The following is a 19,808-nucleotide window of genomic DNA, read 5'->3' as shown; positions in this document are numbered from 1 at the left end:
TATCCCTTAACAGCCACAGATGTATTCTTTTTCAAAGTCGAAAAACACGGTTTTTTCATTTCCGTCAGTTATCATGAATTTTCTGTCGTTTTTAACTTCACCGCAAACTGCAGATGCAATTCCTGTAAATTCGAGTCTTTCGATTAAGTCTTTTGTTTTATTTTCCGGCGCAGTAAATACAAAACCGCTTCCAGGGTACATTTTAAGCCAGTGGTTTAAGGACACATCTTCTGGAACCGGGATTTTACTTACATCAACCATTGCACCTTTTTTTGAAACTTCTAAAAGCATTCCTAAAGTTCCAAGTCCGCCGGGATTACTTATATCCTTACAGGAGTTTGCAAGGTGTTCCTCACCGATTATTTCAAGAACTTTTAACTGGTCTCGAACGTACTTTTTAGATTTCATGGATGTAGTATCCCAGTTTAAATTAAATGTTTCGTGGATTTTTCCGTCCAAATCATATGCAAAGACGATTTTGTCCCCAGTTTTTGCAGCATCACTTCTTAAAACATTGTCCCGTTTTACAAGCCCAGTAATCGAAATATCTAAAACATTGCACTGTGCATCAGGGTGCGTGTGACCGCCAACAACAGGTATTCCAAATTTACTGACTCCTTCTTTAAGGCCTTTTAACAAGTCCCTTCCTTTATCGCAGTCCTTTATGCCGATAATATTTGTCATTCCAATGGACCTACCGCCCATTGCAGCAATATCATTTGCATTTACTAAAACTGCGCAGTATCCTGCCCAAAATGGATCTGTTTCAAGCAATTTTCCCCAAATCCCATCTGCTGCGAGAAGTACTGCGTTTTCATCATCAATTCCAATTATTGCCGCATCATCACCAAAATCTACAACAATATCGAATTCATAATCTTCTTGAAAATTAAAGTTATTGACAACATTTTTGATTTCTTTTTTTCTTGTAACGCCTTCAAAATTTCTGAGTTCGTCAGCGAGCTTGCTTAAATCCATAAAATCGCCCATGAGTTCTATAATATCCGAAAAAACTATTTTAATAATAAAATAGTAAGTTGATTCTTATAAATAATTTTCCATAAAAATTAAATTTACACCGAATTTTAAAATCAAAAACTCGGTTATTTCCTTTTTTTTAAATTTTATGTTTTTCGTAGGATTCTGATAACATCTCAATTACTGGAAGTTTTTTACCTGCCAAAAATTCAATGCATGCACCGCCACCAGTGCTTATGTGGCCCATTTTTCCAGCTAAACCAACAACTTCTGCAGCTGCTGAGAGGTGGCCCCCACCAATAACTGAAAAGCCTTCGGAATTTGCGACGCTTTTTAAAAGTTCTTCTGTTCCTTTCAAGAAATTTTTATTTTCGAAAACTCCAGCAGGACCATTTGCAACAATTGTTTTTGCATTTTTCAAAATTTCTTCGTATAATTTCATTGTGTTTTCGCCCATGTCATGAATAGGATGAGTTATTTCTTCGTTTATGTCGAGTTCTTTTTCAACTCTTTCACCATCAACATTTAATCCTGCATCGATCGGAACTACGATTTTGTCCCCATATTTTGAAATTAACTCTTTTGCAATTTCTATCTGGCCAGTATAACCCATATCTGCAATTAAATTTTCATTTGGGCCGATTTTGTAGCCTTTTGCAACTAAAAATATATTTGCAACTACACCGCTTGTTAAAACCTGGTCAGCAGTTTGTTTTTCGAGTACATTTTTCAATACTTCAATGCTGTCATCCGCTTTTGCACCGCCTAATGCAAATACGCAGGGTCTTTCAGGGTTTTTAAGAACTTTTGTAAGTGTAAACAATTCTTTTTCCATTACCCTTCCGCATAACATCGGAACATAGTATGAAAACCCTACAAGAGAAGGTTGAGCCCTGTGAGCGGCTGCAAATGCATCGTTAACAAAATAATCAAAAAAAGGATGTAATTTTTTAATCATAACTGTTTTAGCCTGTTTTTCAGGGGTAATTGCTTCCCAAGATTTCCAATCGGACAATACTTCTTCTGCAAGAAGCCTTACGTTTTCAAGAAGAATTATTTCCCCATTATCCATTGAAAGAATTGCATCACGTGCAGATGCACAAATTAAGCCATCTACGTGTGTAACTTCCATATTTAATACTTCGGAGAGTTTTTTTGCGTGAGCTTCGAGTGTTGTGAAGTCTTTTTTTCCAGGTCTGCTCTGGTGTGCTAAAATAACAACCTTTGCTCCTTTTTTTGAAAGGCCAGTTATTGTATCGTAACAGGCTTTAATCCTTGTATCATCTAAAATATCGCCAGTATTAACATCAATAGGGCTATTAATGTCAACTCTCAATGCAACCGTTTTCCCTTCCAATTCAAAGTCGTCAAGAGTTAAAAACATTATTATTCCTCCGTTTTTTCATGGTTTGATTAAAGTCATCTCTTTAACAATAATATTCAAAATAGGTACTATGTAATAAATCTTTAATTTAATATTATTTTGTAAAGAATTATTTGAATTAGTATTTATAAATTAATACCCGTATTTTCAAAAATATTGTTTAGTTATATGTTATTATTATTCTAATTATTCAAAAACTGCCCTTTAACGGATAGTTTAAACTTTCATGTATTTTTTGATTATATTAAGATAGGCAAAAGTCAAAAATTTAATAAAATAGAAAAAGTTAATCAAAAAAGATAAATAACTTCATTAGATAAATGTATTATAAATCCATGTATTCAGGCACATACGACACGGCGGAGGAATAACATGTTTAAAAAAATAAAAAGAATATTTGTGGGAAATAAAGAGTTGCCAACCCAAGTTCCAGTACACGAAGAAGAATACGTTGTAATAGGTCAGGAATATTCAGCATACGAGATCAAAGAGTCTGAAAAAATACCTATAACTCAGGAAACTTCCGAAAACAAAGTGCAAGTTATAAAACACAAAATTTACCCAAGAGTTCTTACGACAAGAATTAAATCGCCAGAAGACTTTGAATACATTAAAAATATCGTAGAACACGATGTTATCGTAATCAATCTTGAAGAAGTGCCAATAGAAGCGATCATTAAAGAATTTAACGATTTTAAGAAATACCTCGAAACACTAGACTACAGCCTTGGAAGAGTTGGAGAAAACACGATTCTTGCAATTAAATCCGACGTTGAAGTAGATAAATACGTATCAGAAGAACCTGTTCACGAAGTTGAAGAATAGGTGAAATTATACTGATTGCAATTACAGGAACCCCTGGAGTTGGAAAGTCGACTGTATCAAAATTCCTCTTTGAAAAATTAAAATCTAGCGGTAAAGATATCGCTTGCATAAATATTACTGAAGTGGTTTCAAAAGAAGGACTTTATCTGGAAAAAGATATTGAAATGGATTCTTATGTTGTCGATTTTGATAAATTAAATGAATATATTCAGTCAGTTGGAACCAAAGATATACTTCTGGACGGGCACGTCAGCCATTATTTAAATCCAGATTATATTATTGTACTTCGGGCAAATCCACTGTTGATTAAAAATCGGCTGGAATCTCGAAATTATAATTCCGAAAAATTAAATGAAAATGTTGAAGCCGAACTTCTTGACGTTTGTTTAGTAGAATCTATTGAAAGAAATGACGAATCAATGATTTTTGAAATAGAATGCAGCGAAAAAGATCCAGAAAAAATAGTAAACGAAATATTAATGTTTTTAGACTCAAAAAATCCAGAATATGGAAATGTAAGCTGGCTTGAGGATTACTTTTATCTTATTGAATAATTCTTTTTTAAATTTTTAAAAAATAAAGAATCGTAGGGAATATCAAAACACCCATCATGTTTGATAGATTTACTCGTTTTTTAACGCATAATATTCCTATCGAAATTGATACTAGGTATATTATAATGTGATATATCGGGTAACTTTTAAACGAAAGAATTAACATCAAAATCGTGCAAAAAACTATCAAAATCTTTGAAATAATGCTATAATCATATTTATTAATGTTTTGTAAAAAATACTTTGAAATTACTGTTAAAATTAAAAAAGAAAGGCCTGTTGCAATAAGTACGTTTGAAAAAAGTTCCGAAGTTACGTATTCAATTTTTAAGCTTTTTATTGCTTCTGAAATTCCGCTTCTTCCAGTTCCGATCAACATGATTGCCAGAATTGAAAAAAGCTCGTTTGAAAGAGTTATCGAACCTTGCGAAATTATGAAATTTTCGATATTTTCTTCTTTTATTAATTTACTTAAAAAATAATTCATCTGTGCCCCACCGGTTGCTGGAATAAATATCCTGAAAAATCCGCCCAAAGTTCCAAAAATTGCAGATTTTAAGTATGACATTTTTATTTCTGGAAAACTGATAAACTGGTTTCCTAGTTCTTTTTTAGTCAAATTTTCAAATAGAAGCGGAATTCCAAACATTCCTGTAAAGATTACCGTTAAAGAATAATTAAAACTAGGATTTTTGTAAAATACTATCGTTCCCAAAATTCCTGAAAATAAAATTATTAAAAATGTCCAGATCCTGTTTTTCGAAAAGATAATCGAAATTAGCATGAATAAAATTAAAATATACGGGATAAATGGCTTAAAATTCGAATAAAAACTTTGAAAATCTATATTTATTGCTGAAATTATCATGAATACCAAAATTGAACAGATTATTCCAAAAAATGCTCCAAAGCCTGCCAAAACTACTGCTTCGTAGCCCCTTCCCAAAATTGTCAAATTGTGCATCGGAACCGCTGCTACTGCAGATTCATCGTCCGGAACCCCGATGAATGCTGAAGGAATGTAATTTAAAAAGTAGTGAGCTATCAAAAGTCCGATTAAAAAACTAAAATAATTATTGCTTCCAAAATAAGGATATAAAACTATTGAAATTGGAATAATCGTATTTGGATGAATTCCGGGGATTAATCCAGTAATTGTTCCAGTAACAGTTCCAAAAATTAAAAAAAGTAAGTTTTGAATCATTTAATCCCTTTTTTCACAGTAACTGCATAATTCATATCCCAAATCTATCGCATCCTCTTCAGTTTTAAAATAGATTTTTTCAACTATTTTTCCGCCATATGGGCAGTCTTCATAATTGTGATACACTTTACTGTTTTTTGAGGCATAGTAGTTTGTTCTGGATTTTGAAAGAAATATATCTCGCTCAAAATTTACTTTTTCGACTAATTCAAAATCATTTGGATCTTTTAAAACTATTTCATAAAGTCCATTGTAAATTTGAATTTTTCCAGTTACTTCAACGATATCCCCTTCCTTTATTCTAGGGGTTGTTTTCAATATAATTTCTAAAAATTCATCAGATATATCGTCTGAAACGTAAACTAAAAGATCTCCAGCAGTTTCATCCATTAACTTTATGGATTTTATTCCTGTAACTTCGAGATATTCCTTCATTTTTACATCTAATTTCTGTATTTTAGCAGTTATTTTTACATAATCGCCCTCATTTAAATTAGATATGTATTTTTCTTCGGGATCAATGTTATATGTCGATAAAAAAGAAATTCCAAAGATTACGCATAAAATACATGAAAATACTATTTTTTTATCATTTAGAACTAAAGACGACAATTTACCCCTCTTTTAATTACGCCTTTAATTATTTAGTCCCCAATTATATAACAATATATCCATTTAAGGTCGTACAATTTTCCTAATTTACTAAATATATATTAAATTAACTAATAAATAGGTATAAATAATGTATTAAGCAGAAAAGAGTATGTTTGGACTATATACATATTAAAATATCTAATATAAAACATCATATTAAAGAAATAGAGGTGGCTAAATGAAAGTTTCACCATTGCAGACTGGCCTTATCGCAGGTTTTTCCGCAATACTCTTGGAAGTTATCTTTAAAGTTACTCCGCCTCCAGCATACGGACTCTGTGTTGCATGCCACACAAGAGACCTCGTAAACTGGATCGTAAACAGCGTTGCTGGAACCACATTAGGAATGGCCCCAGTATCAAAATTAATTCCTTTGTTAACTGTTGTTGGTTTACTTATCGGTGCACTAATTGGTGCAATTGTTCACAAAGATTTCAAAATTAGAAAAACCCATGGTTTAGTTACTGGATTCATACTTGGATTCTTGGTACTCAACTTTGCACTTTTAATGGGTGGTTGCCCAGTTAGAATGGGTTTAAGAACCGCTTACGGAGACATATTCGGTTTACTCGGTATATTAGGTATCGCTGCCGGAGTAATCGTTTCTACTGAAGTATATCTAAAAAAGGCATAATTAAGGAAAAAAGGTGAAATGATGAGTTACGTACCTGCAATTGCCACTTTGGCATTTGGTATTCTTTTAGGATACTTAGGACAGAGATCATCAATGTGCTTTTGTGGAGGTATCAGGGATTTCTACCTCATGAAAGATACATGGTTAGTTAAAGGTTTACTCGGATTTGTAGGAGGAGCCTTAATTGGTTCAATTATATTTAATGTTATTGGAATGCTCCCATTATTCCCATGGATAGCAACAAAAGGACTCACAGCAATTCCAGGAGATGCTGCAGGAAGCTTAGGCTTTGGTGCACACTTCATCGTTACAATCATTGGTGGTTTCGGAGTTGGATTTTTATCCGTTATTCAAGGTGGATGTCCATTTAGAAACTACGTGATGGCCGGAGAAGGAAACCAAACTGCTATGGCATACGTAATTGGTTTAGCAATTGGTGCAATAGCATTCCACCAGTGGGTAGCCCCATTTGTTGCGTCAATCTTAGCATAAGCAGTAAATATAATTAATTTCTACTATTTTTTTGAAAGATTAGTTCAGTTTGGTGACATCCATGTCTTCGATTTTCGGTAAATTAAACACAATTTTAAACCCCAAAAAAGAAAAAGTTGAAAAAAAAGGAAATGGTTTAATCCTGTTTAAAAATGTAAAGGATGCCATATCTGCAGAAAGGATTTTAAAGGATTATTCGGTAAAAGTTGTAGCTCCGCCTCAGGAAATAAGAGAAGGCTGTGATTTAGCAGTTGAATACGACCTTGTAGAAGAAATGGGAATTAAGAGGGAGCTTGAAAATAATAATCTGGAAGCTGTTAAATTCATATCGTTAGATGATACTTCAATGGAACCGTTGAGTCTTGTGAAAGTAAAAAAAATCGATGGATTTACCCTTGTAAGATCGGGAAACATGAAAATTACAATTGATAAGGTTGGAAATATTGTAAATATCTCTGGAGGGGGCTGTCCAGATGTTCCTTATTTAAATTTAAAATTAAAAGGGAAAAATATACTCGATGTGGCTGAAGAAGATAGTCCAAAACATTTAGGATACACATTGTGTGCATATACACTCAATAAAGCTTTTGAAAAAGCGAAAACAATTGCATTAGAGGGCATAAAATGATTATTGCAGGCGCAGTACCGATAAAAGGAATGGATCTCATCAAAGGCCCTGTTAAATTAAATAAAGATACAGTTGAAATAGAAAATAAAAAACTGCCTTTATCAATGGGAACTTGCGCTCTATTGGGTGCTGCTTTTAAGACTTTAGAATACTTTGGTAAAGAAACTGAATTAACATTTATCACTTCGGGAGATGTTGGAGAAGGCGAAGGAAGTTTAAAAATTTATGAAGAATTGCATGAAATAAATGATGAAATAACAATTATCCACTACATAAAACCAAAAATATCTGAGATTATTAAAGTTGATTTCTCAAAAAAAGTTATTGGAGATGCGGGTGGAATGTATGCTGGAAAAGCTGCAGGAATTGGCGATAAATTTCATATGTTCTTTCCAGATGTGGGGGAGTTAGCATTTTTAGCCGATGAAAAATCATCTCACCCAGCATACGTAAGAGGTTTTATCTCAGAAATCGATGACCAAGAAATTCCAAAGCTAATAAAAATGGCATATACTCAAAAAATGCCGAAAAATATGGTTGTAAAGGGGAGTAAAGACCATATTGTACATGAAGGAAATGTTATCGATACTGTTGAATATCCAAAATTTGAAGCAATGGAGTGTATCGGAGGAACAGGCGATACTTTAACGGGAATTACATCTTCATTAATTGCATGCGGATTTAAAACGGAAAAAGCAGGAGTACTTGGATGCAAACTCAATAGAAAATTGGGCGAACTTGTAAAACCAAAGCCAGATACTCAAATTTATGAAATCATTCAAAAAATACCTGATGCTTTAAAAGAATTTGATTTATAAAATAAGATGAAAAAATTAAATTTTACTTGTAACAATATATCAGAATATGTGAACCTTTATCTTTCTCCAGAGTATGATTTAGGTTAACATTCAAATGTAATACTCATAGAAAGGTTTATATATCAAAACACCTTATTTCATTTTGCTTCGAAAAGCATTGTAAATTAGGGCAGTGGCTCAGCCTGGTTAGAGTGCTCGGCTGATAACCGAGTGGCCCGGGGTTCGAATCCCCGCTGCCCTACTTCTTTTTATTTTGGGAAAATTAATTTGTATATTTGAATATATAATTAAAAAAGATTATTTATTAAATTTTGAAAGTTCTATTCTAAGTTTCAGATTTTCGTTGAAATTAATTATATCTCCGTGAGTTTTTTCAATTAAACTTCTTGAAACATCTTGTTTTCTCCTAAGTCCATCAATTACGTGGTAATTATCAAATTCCATTAAAAAGTCGTAAATTTTATTCATATATTCAAAATAAAGTTCTGCTTTTGTTTTTTCGTCTTTTCGAATTGATTCAAGAATTATTCTTCTAAGTTCGCCGATAACGTCACACAAACCCAAAATATAGCTTTCTTCCAAGATATTATCAAAATCAAAAAAATCCAAAATTTTATTTTCAAAAATTATCGAATAATAAACTCGTGTTTCGACATACTCCTGTTCAGGAGTTCCCCTATATTTTTGGAATTCGAAGTGATCTTCTGAAAAGTTTTTTAATTCTTTTAATTTTTCTTCAATATCTGTAAAATCTACCTCAGTTCCTTTCTGTATTTTTCGAATAATGAGTCCCGAATCCTTTACAATTTCCCTTGAAATCTTCAAAATTTTTTCCCTGGTATTATTCTTTTTTTCAAAGAATTCTATTAAATAAGATCTATTTTTCACATAATCACCCTATTTTATTAAGTAAATACAATAATAACTAAAAATATTTCTTTTTTAAAATAAATACTGATTTAGTCAGTTGTGGAGTTAACTATATATATTGTAATGATTAATGTTTGTAGGCAACTATGTGGAAGACCTGAAAAGGCGCGAGCCATTAATAGGTTGCTTTGTTTTTAAAAAAACTTAACAAACACTTCAAAAAAGACTAGTCTTACGCGAATAAAACACGGAAATTCTAGTTAACTATCATAGGAGGTTATACTATGGGTATGAAAAAAAATAGACCTCGTAGAGGTTCCCTAGCATTTAGCCCAAGAAAAAGAGCTAAGAAATTAGTTCCTAAAATCAGATCATGGCCTGCAGACAAAAAAGTAGGACTCCAAGCATTCCCTGTATACAAAGCAGGAACAACACATGCTTTATTGATCGAAAACAACCCTAAAAGTCCAAACAATGGTCAGGAAGTATTTACACCTGTAACCGTATTAGAAACACCGGACGTTACCGTAGCAGGAATCAGACTCTACGAAAAAACAACCAAAGGGTTAAAAGCATTAACTGAAGTATGGGCTGAACAGTTAGACGGCGACTTAGGAAGAAAATTAACTTTAGCTAAAAAAGAAGAGAAAAAAACTGCTGATGCTTTGGATGCTGTTGTAGAAAAAGCTACAGAAGTTAGAGCTATTGTTCACACAAACCCAAAAACTACAGGAATACCAAAGAAAAAACCTGAAGTTGTTGAAATCAGAATCGGTGGATCATCAGTTGCTGAAAGATTAGCTTATGCTAAAGAAATCTTAGGCAAAACACTCGCAATTGGCGATGTTTTCGAAGCTGGAGAAATTATCGATACTTTGGCAATTACTAAAGGTAAAGGATTCCAAGGATCAGTTAAAAGATGGGGAATCAAAGTTCAATTTGGAAAACACCAAAGAAAAGGTGTTGGTAGACACACAGGTTCAATCGGTCCATGGAGACCTAGAAGAGTTATGTGGACTGTACCATTACCTGGTCAGATGGGTTTCCACCAAAGAACGGAATACAACAAAAGAATCTTAAAATTAGGCAGCGAAGGCGCTGAAATTACACCTAAAGGCGGATTCTTAAACTACGGTGCTGTTAAAAACGGCTATGTTGTAGTTAAGGGAACTGTTCAAGGTCCTGCAAAAAGATTAGTAGTTTTAAGAGGATCTGTAAGAGCTGCTGAAGACAAATTCGGCTTACCAGAAGTTGCTTACATCAGTACAGAATCCAAACAAGGAAACTAATTACTCAAAAACACGAGCAGGTGTTAACTTATGAATGTTAAAGTTTACAATTTAGATGGTTCTGAAAAAGGAGATATTGAATTACCTGCTGTATTTGAAACAGAATACAGACCAGATTTAATTAAAAGAGCAGTAATCTCATCATTAACCGCAAAATTACAACCAAAAGGTTGCGATGCGTTTGCAGGTTACAGAACTTCAGCTAAATCAATTGGAAAAGGACATGGTAAAGCTAGAGTTAGAAGAACCGCACAAGGTGCTGGTGCATTCGTTCCTCAAGCAGTGGGCGGAAGAAGAGCTCACCCTCCAAAAGTTGAAAAAATATTATTCGAAAGAATAAACAAAAAAGAAAAATTAAAAGCATTAGCAAGCGCTATTGCAGCTTCAGCAATTCCTGAAATCGTTTCAGCAAGAGGCCACAAAATCGAAGGTGTTCCTTCATTACCTTTAGTTGTTAACGCAGAATTCGAAGGACTTGTTAAAACAAAAGAAGTTTTAGATGTTTTCAAAGCTTTAAACTTAGCTGCTGACGTAGAAAAAGCTAAAGACGGCATTAAAATTAAAGCTGGAAGAGCAAAATTAAGAGGAAGAAAATACAAAAAACCAAGAAGTGTTTTGGTTGTTGTAGGCGATGCATGTGAAGCAATTGCAGCATCAAGAAACCTCGCAGGTGTAGATGTAATTACAGCTAACGATTTAAGCGCAATACACATTGCACCAGGAACAATGGCTGGAAGATTAACACTTTGGACTGAAAATGCCATTGAAAAAATAAACGGAAGATTTTAAGCTCAATATGAGGTGAATGGCATGGATGCCTTTGATGTTATAAAAACACCAATCGTTAGTGAAAAAACAATGAAACTCATTGAAGAAGAAAACAGATTGGTATTTTACGTTGAAAGAAAAGCAACAAAAGCAGACATTAGAGCAGCAATTAAAGAATTGTTCGATGCAGAAGTTGCAGATATAAACACAAGCATTACTCCAAAAGGAAAGAAAAAAGCGTACATTACGTTGAAAGCTGAATACAACGCTGGAGAAGTAGCTGCAAGTTTAGGAATCTACTAATTCGATTTAAGAAAACACTATTAAATAATATGGTGATATAATGGGTAAAAGACTGATTTCCCAGAATAGAGGACGAGGGACTCCAAAATACAGATCCCCTACTCATAAAAGAAAAGGTGCAGTTAAGTACAGAAGTTACGACGAAATGGAAAAGGACGGAAAAATCCTCGGAACCGTTGTTGATATCTTACACGACCCAGGACGATCTGCACCTGTAGCAAAAGTAAGATTTGCTAACGATGAAGAAAGATTAGTATTAATTCCAGAAGGAATTCAAGTTGGAGAAGAGATTGAATGCGGTATCAGCGCAGAAATCAAACCTGGAAACGTTTTACCACTTGGTGAAATCCCAGAAGGTATTCCAGTATACAACATTGAAACCATCCCCGGAGATGGCGGTAAATTAGTAAGATCTGGTGGATGTTACGCACACGTTATTTCACACGACGTTGGAAAAACAATCGTAAAATTACCTTCGGGCTTTTCAAAAGTTTTGAACCCTGCATGCAGAGCAACAGTTGGTGTTGTTGCAGGTGGTGGAAGAAAAGAAAAACCATTTGTTAAAGCAGGTAAAAAATACCATTCATTAAGCGCTAAAGCTGTTGCATGGCCAAAAGTTAGAGGTGTTGCAATGAACGCTGTAGATCACCCTTACGGTGGTGGAAGACACCAGCACTTAGGAAAACCTTCAAGCGTTTCAAGACATACCTCCCCAGGTAGAAAAGTAGGACATATCGCTTCAAGAAGAACCGGTAGGAAATAATAACTTAAGCTATCTCTTTAAATTTTAAAGGTGAAAACATGGCCAGACAAAAAAAGTACAGTGGCAAAGGTGGCGCCAGAAAGAAAAATAAACAAAAACAAAATGTGGCACCAAGAAGAAGAGTAGAATTCAAGTACAAAGGTTTCACTTTGGAAGAACTTCAAGAAATGCCAATTAAAAAATTCATGGAAATTGTTCCTTCAAGACAAAGAAGAACAATGGCTAGAGGAATTACCCCTAAACAAAGAAAATTAGTTATGAAAATCAAAAAAGCTAGAAGGTTAACAAACAGAGGTAAAGAAGCAAGAGTTATAAGAACTCACTGCAGAGACTTTGTTATAACCCCTGAAATGATTGGATTAACATTCGGTATCTACAACGGTAAAGAATTCAAAGAAATTAAATTAGTTGAAGAAACCGTTGGAAGATTCTTAGGAGAAATGGCTCCAACAAGAGCAGTTGTTCAACACGGTTCACCAGGTATGGGTGCAACAAGAGGTTCAATGTTCGTTCCAATTAAATAATTGGAATTCAAAATCTCTTTTTTTATTTTTGGGAAAATTAATTTATAAATTTAAATTAAAGAATTAATATTTATTTTAAAAAAAATTATAACTTTTTTAGAATATTTTCTAAATTTTTATCGACGTCTTCGTTAACTTTAGAATATAAACTATTTCCGTGAGCGTCCATTGCGACAATCAATGGTCCAAAATTTTCAACACTTAGTTCCCAGAATGCTTCTGGCATTCCAAGTTCAAGATGATAAACGTTTTTCACTTCATTTACTGAATCTGCTAAAAGTGCTGCACATCCCCCCGGTGCTGCAAAATAAATTACACCCGATTCTTCAAAAGTTTTCAAAAGCTTATCATCCATGCCACCTTTTCCAACAATTGCAGATATATTTGTAATTCTTATGAAGTCTTCTTCGAGTCCATTCATTCGAGCAGATGTTGTCGGCCCAATGGCAACACATGTCCATTTGCCATTTTTCTCTTTTTTCATTATAGGGCCTGCATGATAAATTACCCCATTTTCAAGATTTATTGGAGGTTTTTTTTCTTCTATTGTTGTTATGTGGGCTTCATCCCTTCCAGTACAAATATCGCCACTTAAATATACGATATCGCCAACTTTGAGTTTTTTAACGTCTTCCTTTGAAATTGGTGTTTTTAATTGCACGTTATCACCAGAATAAAAACTGATTAATAGATAGAATGCTTTTATTATATTAATAGATAAAGCGGGGAGAGATAGTCATGAAATATGGAATATCATCTTTAGTATTTTTACCGGAAACTCTCCAGTCATCAATGGAAAAAGTTGCAACAAACTCTTTTGACTGCTGGGAAATTGTTTCTGAAGGAAGTCATCAATTAAATCCAAAAAATATAAAATATTTAAGAAATTTAAGGGAAGAATACGATGTTGATCTGGTAATTCACGCACCGTTTTCAGATTTAAATCCTGCGTCAATGAACAGGGATGTTAGAAATTTAACAACAAACAGCATTATTGAAGCAATTGAAGGTGCTTTTGAACTCGATGCAAATGTTGTTACGGTTCACCCAGGATACTTACCGCCACTTTGGTCTGACTACACAAAAGAGATTTTAGACAACAATTTTTCCTCTTTAAACGATATAGTGGAAATGGCTGAAGACTACGAAGTAATGATTGGTTTAGAAAATATGCCAAATTACCCCGGAGTTTTGGGGGTTACCATTGAATCTTTAAAAGATATTATAAAAGACATCAACTCAAAGTACCTTGGAATTACCTTTGATATTGGTCATGCAAACACTGCAACAAAAAACCCTGAAACTTTTGTAAAAGAGTTAAATAAAATAGGAAAAGGAATTGTTCATGTGCATATTCACGACAATATGGGAACAGAAGATGAACATGCATTGATTGGTGCTGGAAACATTGACTTTTTAAAAATATTAAGTGAATTAAAAGATATTAACTACGATAATGTTTTATCTTTTGAATCTAAAAGTATAAGGGACGCTGTAAACAGCAGAGAAACGATAAACAAATATCTATCGATGATTGAAAAATAAATACAAAATAAAGGTGTGATTATGAAGATTGCGATACTTGGTGGAACAGGAGATCAAGGATTTGGTCTTGGACTTAGATTTTCAAAAAATCATGAAATATTAATTGGATCGAGAAAAGCAGAAAAAGCAGAAGAAGCTGCAGAAAATGCCTTGAAAATAATTTCAGAAAAAGGATATTCTGCAGATATTAAAGGAATGACCAATATTGAAGCTTCAAAATTAGCCGATGTAGTTATTGTATCTTTACCTTTCGAATACACAATTTCCACATTGAAAGAATTAAAAGACGTATTAAAAGGAAAAATAGTTGTTTCAATTGGAGTTCCACTTGCAACAGCAATTGGAGACAAACCAACAAGAGTTATTGCATGCCCTCAAGGCTCAGTTGCAGAATTAATCCAAGAAATGCTTCCAGAATCAAATGTAGTCAGCGGATTTCAAAACATCTGCTCAAAATGTTTAGAAGATTTAGACTGTGACGTTGCTTGCGATGTTTTAATTGCAGGAAATGACAAAGATGCTAAAAAAGTGATTGTTGATCTTGCAAGCGAAATTCCGGGAGTTAGGGGAATTGATGCTGGAAAATTAGAAATTTCAAAATTTATAGAACAAATTACGCCATTATTGATTCAGTTAAACATAAAATACAAATTAAAAGGTGCAGGAATTCATATTACAGGATTAAACCTTTAATATCGAATTACTACTCATTTTTTCCAAAAAACAACCGATTTTATTGCAAACAATAATCCCATAAATCTGAGAGTATTTGCCATTATCAATATCATCTGGTTTGCAAAGGGGTTGATGGCAAGGTCCTAGCAATAATATTGCAAGTAATCCTTGCAGTAAATAAGCAATGATGAATAAGGTCACACATGTTATCAAAGAATCTTTACTGTAAATCTCATTTTTCTCCAAAAAAGATTATATCTAAATTAACCCGAATATATAGCCATTCAAAATTAGCCTAGATCAAAAAAGTATTTTAGTATATTGTTTTCGTGAAAATAAGTGATTAAAAAAGTAATAATTGGTTTTAAGTTAATCTTTATACATTAACTGCCTCATGATCTGGCCCATCTGTCCACCCATTTTTGGCATTTTTCCACGCTTCAAATTTCCAAAAGCATTTTTTGTAGTTGAATAGTACTTCAAAAGATCCTTTATTTCATCCTGTTTTACCCCTGCTCCTTTTGCAATTCTCTGGAGTCTTGAAGTTTTTATGAGTTCAGGATTTTCTTTTTCTTCCAGTGTCATAGAGTCCATCATGATTTTGTATCTTTTCAGCTTGTCTTCAGTTAACTGTGCAGCTTCTTTTGGAAGGTTTCCGCCCATTCCCGGAATCATACTTAAAATCTGTTTCATTGGACCCATTTTTGATATGGTTTCAAGCTGTGCATAAAGCTCAATTAATGTAAATTTACCTTTTAAAATTGAATCAATACTTTCTTCCGTTGATTCGTCCATTATGTCTTCAGTTTTCTCCAAAAGAGAGTCTAAGTCCCCAAGTCCAAGAATCCTGGATATGAATTTTTTAGGATCAAACTGTTCTAAATTGTCGACTCCTTCACCAGTTCCGATAAATTTAATTGGAGCATTGATTTCTGCAACGGCACTTAACGCACCACCACCTTTTGCTGAACCATCTAATTTTGTAACAAGAATGCTTCCGATTTCTGAAACTGATTCTTTGAATGCTTTTGCTTGATTTTTAGCCTGCTGACCTAATGTTCCATCAATTACAAGGATTATTTCATTTGGATTGGTTAAATCCTTCATTTCTTTCATTTCAGCTAAGAGACTTTCTTCTTCCTTGTGCCTACCTGCTGTATCGATGATTATAACATCTACTTTTTTCAGTTTTTCCATTCCTTCTTTAGTGATGTCTACGGGAGTTTTTGTTCTTGTTTCGTCACCAAATAGTGGAACATTTATTTTTTCAGATAGCTGCTTCAATTGCTGGTATGCTGCAGGTCTGTAAACATCCGCTGCGATTAATCCAGGTCTTAAACCTTTTTTCTGGATATATCTTGCAAGTTTTGCGGCACTCGTTGTCTTACCGCTTCCCTGAATACCTATAAGTAAAATTACAGATTTTTTTGAAGGGTCAAGTTCTAATTTTTGAGTGGTTTCTCCAAGTAATTTTACAAGTTCATCGTAAACAATCTTTACAATGTGCTCTTTTTTCGAGAGTCCTTTTGGAGGCGCTTCTTCAATAGCTTTTCTCTCAATTTCCTTGCTCATATTAAATACGAGCTTTACATTAACGTCAGATTGGATTAAAGCTTTCTGGATATCTTTAATTACTTCTTTTACGAGTTTTTTATCGACAAAAGTAGCGTTCTTAATTTTGTTTAGTGCATCAGAGAGGTTCTGGCCTAATTTATCAAGCATATTTTCACCAAGTTATTAGCAGGTAATTATTCTCCCCATCTCTTAAATATTTTATTTTCGATTTTTAAATTGTCCAAAATTCTTCCAACAACAAAGTTGACGAGGTCGTCTATTGTTTTTGGATCGTTATAAAATCCAGGAGCTGGCGGAATTATTGAAACTCCTAAATGTGATAGTTTCGCCATATTTTCAAGATGAATTGTACTAAATGGCATTTCTCTTGGAACAATTGTTAAATTTCTTCGCTCTTTTAATGCAATGTCACAGACTCTTCCAATTAAATTATCGCTGTATCCAGTTGCTATTGATGATAAAGACTTCATAGAACATGGAACTACCACTGCTGCTTTAAATTTATGTGAACCTGATGCTACAGGTGAAAAAAAGTTATCGTTTTCGTAGTAGTTATCTGCAAGTTTTTTAAATTCGTCAATTTCCATTTTAAGTTCGTGTTTAATTATTTTTTTCGCGGAATTTGAAATTATCAGCGATGTTTTAATATTTTCTTCTTTTAAAACTTCTAAAAGCCGTTTTGAATAAATTACACCGCTAGCTCCTGTAATGCAAACTATTATCTCATCCATGTTATCCCTTCGATGATTATAATAAAAACTATTCTTCCGACTTTTTATATATAGAATGGTGTAAAAATTGAAAAATTTAGATAATATAATATTAGTATAGATATGAAAAAATCATTTTTAAAATAAACTTTAGAAAAAACGCATTATTTTGTTTTAAAAAATATGCGAGGGAAGGGATTCGAACCCTCGAACTCCTATGAGACTAGGCCCTCAACCTAGCGCCTTTAACCAGGCTTGGCAACCCTCGCACAATGAACCTTTTAAAAGTGCCTAATCAATTAAGCATAGTGTAGTTTTGTATTTCAGTATTTAAAACTTTCTACAAAAACTATATATAGCTGTTCTGCTTACTTTAAGATGCTTTGATGAAGCACATTGCCGAGGTGGCTTAGGCTGGTTATAGCGCTCGGCTCATACGGAAATTCCTAAGGGGTTCTTCCCCTTGGGTCCTGGGAAACCGAGAGGTCGGGGGTTCAAGTCCCCCCCTCGGCATTTTTCTTTTTGGGTAAATTAATTTATACATCTAAATATATGGTGGGAGTATGGGGCCAATATTTAAACACAAATCACATGCGATGCATTCTCAAGCTAAATTGTATTTGAGGGGTGTAGTGAGAATATAGGGATTTAAAGAAAATAAAACTGAATTTACAGAATGTTACGGAGATCCTCAACCAATAATTTTATTGTTGGCGATATCGTCAGAACTTTTTTTAAAATTTTTACTCGTTGAAAACGGTAAATCCTACCCACATATACATAAAATAAAGGAATTATTTGATAAATTAGATGAAAAAACTAAGAACGATGTTAAATTGGATTTTGATCTTATGCTGAAATGCCATAAACCACATACTGATTATTTAACAAAAATTACATACAAAAATAAAATTCTAGAAACATCTAATTCAAATTTTATTATCGATGATTCAAAAATTTTTGAAACGATGTTAAATCAGGTTGACAATTCATTTACAGAATGGAGATACGTATTTGAAAAAAATAATTTGGAGATAGACTTATTGTATTTTTCAATTTTTGCAGAATGCCTAAACAGAGAGGCAGATTACGTATTTGAACATAAATATCCAGAGTTTAAATAGGATTTCCAAAGAAATTTATCTTTTCAATTAATTCATTGAAGGCATTTACTTCAAATTCTATTGCTTCTTCTTTTGTGAAAATTCCTGAAACTTCCCCATCCATTGTTAGTTTATCGATCCCCCTTAAGACAATTCTTTTCATTCCATCTTTTGTGAATATATCTTCTGCATCTCTTTCATGAACGATTGCATTTTCAGGATAAAGTACCGTATCGGTTACTTCTGAAAGATCAACTGATTCTAAGTCTTTTTTTGTAATTAAATCTGCAATGTCTTTGTTTACTGAAATAACTTTTATCGGCGTATTCTCAAAAATTTTACTTAAATATATAAAAGAAACATTTCCAGTAATTATGGTTGCTTCTGCTTTGATTTTAGATCGCAACTCATTCAAAACTTCGTCTTCATAATAAATTGCAAACGGAGTGTTTGTTATCGGGTCATATACTGGAGTTCCAGAAATTCTTATGTTATTTCCAAACAATTCATACATCTCTTTTACCAATTTTCCAAATTCTTCGACACTTTGAACATTTATATCTTCGATTAATGGTTCATTTTCAAATATTAACCCATTTTCAACTTTATTTGCAAATCTCATCAGTATTACGGCATTCGCACCCCATGAAACGAGATCTGAAATCGTATTTTTCAATACTTCTCCGTCATTCACTCCGGGGACTACGATTATCGCACAGTGGGTTTCACAAGTTTCGCAGAAATACTTCAAACATTCGAGAGATTGTTCTGGATTTTTATCGTTCATCCATTCTTCCCTAAGTTTTGGATCCGTCGAAAAAACTGAGAAGGTAACTTCTTCAACACCCGATTTTACAAGATATTTTGCCGACTCGATGCCGTTTAATCCCTTACCGGAAGTATATCCTAAATGTATCTTTAAACCCATTTCATTGATTATTTTGCATAGATCTTCAAGATAGGGGTAGTAACTGGTATCACCACCACTTGTAATGTTTACTTTTTCATATTTTTTGAATAATAATGCATTTTGAACCTGTTCAACTGCAAATGGTATCGGGATAAAGTTTCCGTTGATTTCTCTTATCGAATTTGTGCAGTAGTCGCATCCTATCTGGAAGGTACACTGCCCACAACCTAAAGGTTTAGGATTATTAAAATTAACTTTTCTAAAGTAACAAAATTTACAAAAACCCCCACAATTCTTTCCGGGTTCTCCTTTGAGGTCAATTAATATTTGTGATTTATCATCTGCGTTGTTATCTTCGTTATCCTCGAAGCCAAAACCCACATCGATATTATTAAATCCAAACTTTTGGTTCATACTACCATCTTATTTGAGTTTATAAAAATAGTAACTAATATTAATCCATTAAAAACATCTGTTGTATCTCAACAATAGCGCGGTTAATTTTGATTTAATACCGTATTACGTACTAAAAATTGACATATTTAACCTAATCTAAAACTTAATCGACTATAGACAGTATATATATTTTTCTATTTGAGTTT

Annotated in this window: 23 protein-coding genes and 3 tRNA genes; 16 read left to right on the top strand and 10 right to left on the bottom strand. The window is 33.4% G+C overall.

Annotated features, from left to right (window positions below; genetic code table 11):
• Window positions 1–6 precede the first annotated feature (6 nt).
• Together MMARC5_RS00235 and MMARC5_RS00230 are read right to left on the bottom strand one after the other, a co-directional pair.
• A complete protein-coding gene (locus MMARC5_RS00235) occupies window positions 7–978 on the bottom strand; it encodes a methanogenesis marker 2 protein (RefSeq protein ID WP_048058426.1) in 972 nt (323 codons plus the stop codon).
• Between the two features lie 139 nt (window positions 979–1,117).
• Window positions 1,118–2,362, bottom strand: a complete 1,245-nt coding sequence (locus MMARC5_RS00230; protein WP_011867822.1) for a phosphoglycerate kinase — start codon at window positions 2,360–2,362, stop codon at window positions 1,118–1,120.
• Between the two features lie 372 nt (window positions 2,363–2,734).
• Here MMARC5_RS00230 and MMARC5_RS00225 point away from each other — a divergent pair, with 372 nt between their 5' ends.
• A complete protein-coding gene (locus MMARC5_RS00225; RefSeq protein WP_011867821.1) occupies window positions 2,735–3,187 on the top strand; it encodes a hypothetical protein in 453 nt (150 codons plus the stop codon).
• Between the two features lie 8 nt (window positions 3,188–3,195).
• Window positions 3,196–3,741 (top strand): adenylate kinase family protein, encoded by a 546-nt coding sequence (locus MMARC5_RS00220; protein WP_081430831.1) that lies wholly within the window; start codon window positions 3,196–3,198, stop codon window positions 3,739–3,741.
• Window positions 3,742–3,748: 7 nt separating this feature from the next.
• Here MMARC5_RS00220 and MMARC5_RS00215 read toward each other — a convergent pair whose 3' ends face one another.
• Together MMARC5_RS00215 and MMARC5_RS00210 are read right to left on the bottom strand one after the other, a co-directional pair.
• On the bottom strand, window positions 3,749–4,945 hold the full coding sequence (locus tag MMARC5_RS00215; protein WP_011867819.1) for a tripartite tricarboxylate transporter permease: 1,197 nt from the start codon (window positions 4,943–4,945) through the stop codon (window positions 3,749–3,751).
• Window positions 4,946–5,557 (bottom strand): hypothetical protein, encoded by a 612-nt coding sequence (locus MMARC5_RS00210; RefSeq protein ID WP_011867818.1) that lies wholly within the window; start codon window positions 5,555–5,557, stop codon window positions 4,946–4,948.
• A gap of 220 nt (window positions 5,558–5,777) precedes the next feature.
• On the opposite strand from MMARC5_RS00210, the gene MMARC5_RS00205 reads away from it, so the two are divergent.
• From MMARC5_RS00205 to MMARC5_RS00185, 5 genes are all read left to right on the top strand, one after another.
• On the top strand, window positions 5,778–6,233 hold the full coding sequence (locus MMARC5_RS00205; protein ID WP_011867817.1) for a cytochrome c: 456 nt from the start codon (window positions 5,778–5,780) through the stop codon (window positions 6,231–6,233).
• Between the two features lie 21 nt (window positions 6,234–6,254).
• Entirely contained in the window at window positions 6,255–6,725 is a 471-nt protein-coding gene (locus tag MMARC5_RS00200) for a YeeE/YedE thiosulfate transporter family protein (protein ID WP_011867816.1), read from the top strand.
• Between the two features lie 61 nt (window positions 6,726–6,786).
• On the top strand, window positions 6,787–7,353 hold the full coding sequence (locus tag MMARC5_RS00195) for a putative Se/S carrier protein (RefSeq protein WP_011867815.1): 567 nt from the start codon (window positions 6,787–6,789) through the stop codon (window positions 7,351–7,353).
• Window positions 7,350–8,171, top strand: a complete 822-nt coding sequence (locus tag MMARC5_RS00190; RefSeq protein ID WP_011867814.1) for an NAD(P)H-hydrate dehydratase — start codon at window positions 7,350–7,352, stop codon at window positions 8,169–8,171. The genes MMARC5_RS00195 and MMARC5_RS00190 overlap by 4 nt, the downstream gene beginning before the upstream one ends.
• A gap of 166 nt (window positions 8,172–8,337) precedes the next feature.
• Window positions 8,338–8,412, top strand: a tRNA-Ile gene (locus MMARC5_RS00185).
• Between the two features lie 56 nt (window positions 8,413–8,468).
• Here MMARC5_RS00185 and MMARC5_RS00180 read toward each other — a convergent pair.
• Window positions 8,469–9,059 (bottom strand): translin family protein, encoded by a 591-nt coding sequence (locus MMARC5_RS00180; protein ID WP_011867813.1) that lies wholly within the window; start codon window positions 9,057–9,059, stop codon window positions 8,469–8,471.
• A gap of 266 nt (window positions 9,060–9,325) precedes the next feature.
• Between MMARC5_RS00180 and MMARC5_RS00175 the strand changes: the two genes are divergently transcribed.
• Genes MMARC5_RS00175 through MMARC5_RS00155 form a run of 5 tightly spaced genes read left to right on the top strand, consistent with a single transcriptional unit; the run spans window position 9,326 to window position 12,688 of the window.
• Entirely contained in the window at window positions 9,326–10,330 is a 1,005-nt protein-coding gene (locus MMARC5_RS00175) for a 50S ribosomal protein L3 (RefSeq protein ID WP_011867812.1), read from the top strand.
• 30 nt (window positions 10,331–10,360) lie between these two features.
• A complete protein-coding gene (rpl4p, locus tag MMARC5_RS00170) occupies window positions 10,361–11,119 on the top strand; it encodes a 50S ribosomal protein L4 (RefSeq protein ID WP_011867811.1) in 759 nt (252 codons plus the stop codon).
• A 21-nt stretch (window positions 11,120–11,140) separates the two neighbouring features.
• Window positions 11,141–11,401, top strand: a complete 261-nt coding sequence (locus MMARC5_RS00165) for a 50S ribosomal protein L23 (RefSeq protein ID WP_011867810.1) — start codon at window positions 11,141–11,143, stop codon at window positions 11,399–11,401.
• Between the two features lie 40 nt (window positions 11,402–11,441).
• On the top strand, window positions 11,442–12,164 hold the full coding sequence (locus MMARC5_RS00160) for a 50S ribosomal protein L2 (protein WP_011867809.1): 723 nt from the start codon (window positions 11,442–11,444) through the stop codon (window positions 12,162–12,164).
• Window positions 12,165–12,202: 38 nt separating this feature from the next.
• On the top strand, window positions 12,203–12,688 hold the full coding sequence (locus tag MMARC5_RS00155; RefSeq protein ID WP_011867808.1) for a 30S ribosomal protein S19: 486 nt from the start codon (window positions 12,203–12,205) through the stop codon (window positions 12,686–12,688).
• Between the two features lie 85 nt (window positions 12,689–12,773).
• On the opposite strand, the gene MMARC5_RS00150 is transcribed toward MMARC5_RS00155, so the two are convergent.
• Window positions 12,774–13,349 (bottom strand): FumA C-terminus/TtdB family hydratase beta subunit, encoded by a 576-nt coding sequence (locus tag MMARC5_RS00150; protein ID WP_011867807.1) that lies wholly within the window; start codon window positions 13,347–13,349, stop codon window positions 12,774–12,776.
• Window positions 13,350–13,426: 77 nt separating this feature from the next.
• Here MMARC5_RS00150 and MMARC5_RS00145 point away from each other — a divergent pair, with 77 nt between their 5' ends.
• The gene (locus MMARC5_RS00145) at window positions 13,427–14,233 is read left to right on the top strand and encodes a sugar phosphate isomerase/epimerase family protein (protein ID WP_011867806.1); all 807 of its coding nucleotides are present in this window, start codon (window positions 13,427–13,429) and stop codon (window positions 14,231–14,233) included.
• 21 nt (window positions 14,234–14,254) lie between these two features.
• Window positions 14,255–14,926, top strand: coding sequence for an NADPH-dependent F420 reductase (npdG, locus tag MMARC5_RS00140; protein WP_011867805.1), 672 nt, complete (start codon window positions 14,255–14,257; stop codon window positions 14,924–14,926).
• A gap of 351 nt (window positions 14,927–15,277) precedes the next feature.
• Here npdG and MMARC5_RS00135 read toward each other — a convergent pair whose 3' ends face one another.
• From MMARC5_RS00135 to MMARC5_RS00125, 3 genes are all read right to left on the bottom strand, one after another.
• On the bottom strand, window positions 15,278–16,630 hold the full coding sequence (locus tag MMARC5_RS00135; RefSeq protein ID WP_011867804.1) for a signal recognition particle protein Srp54: 1,353 nt from the start codon (window positions 16,628–16,630) through the stop codon (window positions 15,278–15,280).
• 26 nt (window positions 16,631–16,656) lie between these two features.
• On the bottom strand, window positions 16,657–17,214 hold the full coding sequence (locus tag MMARC5_RS00130) for a UbiX family flavin prenyltransferase (RefSeq protein ID WP_011867803.1): 558 nt from the start codon (window positions 17,212–17,214) through the stop codon (window positions 16,657–16,659).
• 163 nt (window positions 17,215–17,377) lie between these two features.
• Window positions 17,378–17,462 (bottom strand) — tRNA-Leu (locus MMARC5_RS00125).
• A gap of 129 nt (window positions 17,463–17,591) precedes the next feature.
• Between MMARC5_RS00125 and MMARC5_RS00120 the strand changes: the two genes are divergently transcribed.
• A tRNA-Met gene (locus tag MMARC5_RS00120) sits at window positions 17,592–17,706 on the top strand.
• Window positions 17,707–18,029: 323 nt separating this feature from the next.
• On the top strand, window positions 18,030–18,317 hold the full coding sequence (locus tag MMARC5_RS00115; protein WP_155810359.1) for a hypothetical protein: 288 nt from the start codon (window positions 18,030–18,032) through the stop codon (window positions 18,315–18,317).
• Here the strand turns inward: MMARC5_RS00115 and mmp10 are convergent.
• The gene (gene mmp10, locus MMARC5_RS00110) at window positions 18,310–19,620 is read right to left on the bottom strand and encodes a methyl coenzyme M reductase-arginine methyltransferase Mmp10 (protein ID WP_011867801.1); all 1,311 of its coding nucleotides are present in this window, start codon (window positions 19,618–19,620) and stop codon (window positions 18,310–18,312) included. The two genes, MMARC5_RS00115 and mmp10, sit on opposite strands and share 8 nt — an antisense overlap.
• Window positions 19,621–19,808 lie beyond the last annotated feature (188 nt).

It is taken from the genome of Methanococcus maripaludis C5 (genome assembly GCF_000016125.1).
In the GTDB taxonomy this organism is placed as follows: Archaea; AGJL01; Methanococci; order Methanococcales; family Methanococcaceae; genus Methanococcus; species Methanococcus maripaludis_D.
The sequence above is the reverse complement of the archived record's forward strand: the minus strand, read 5'-3'. Positions and strand labels throughout refer to the sequence as shown.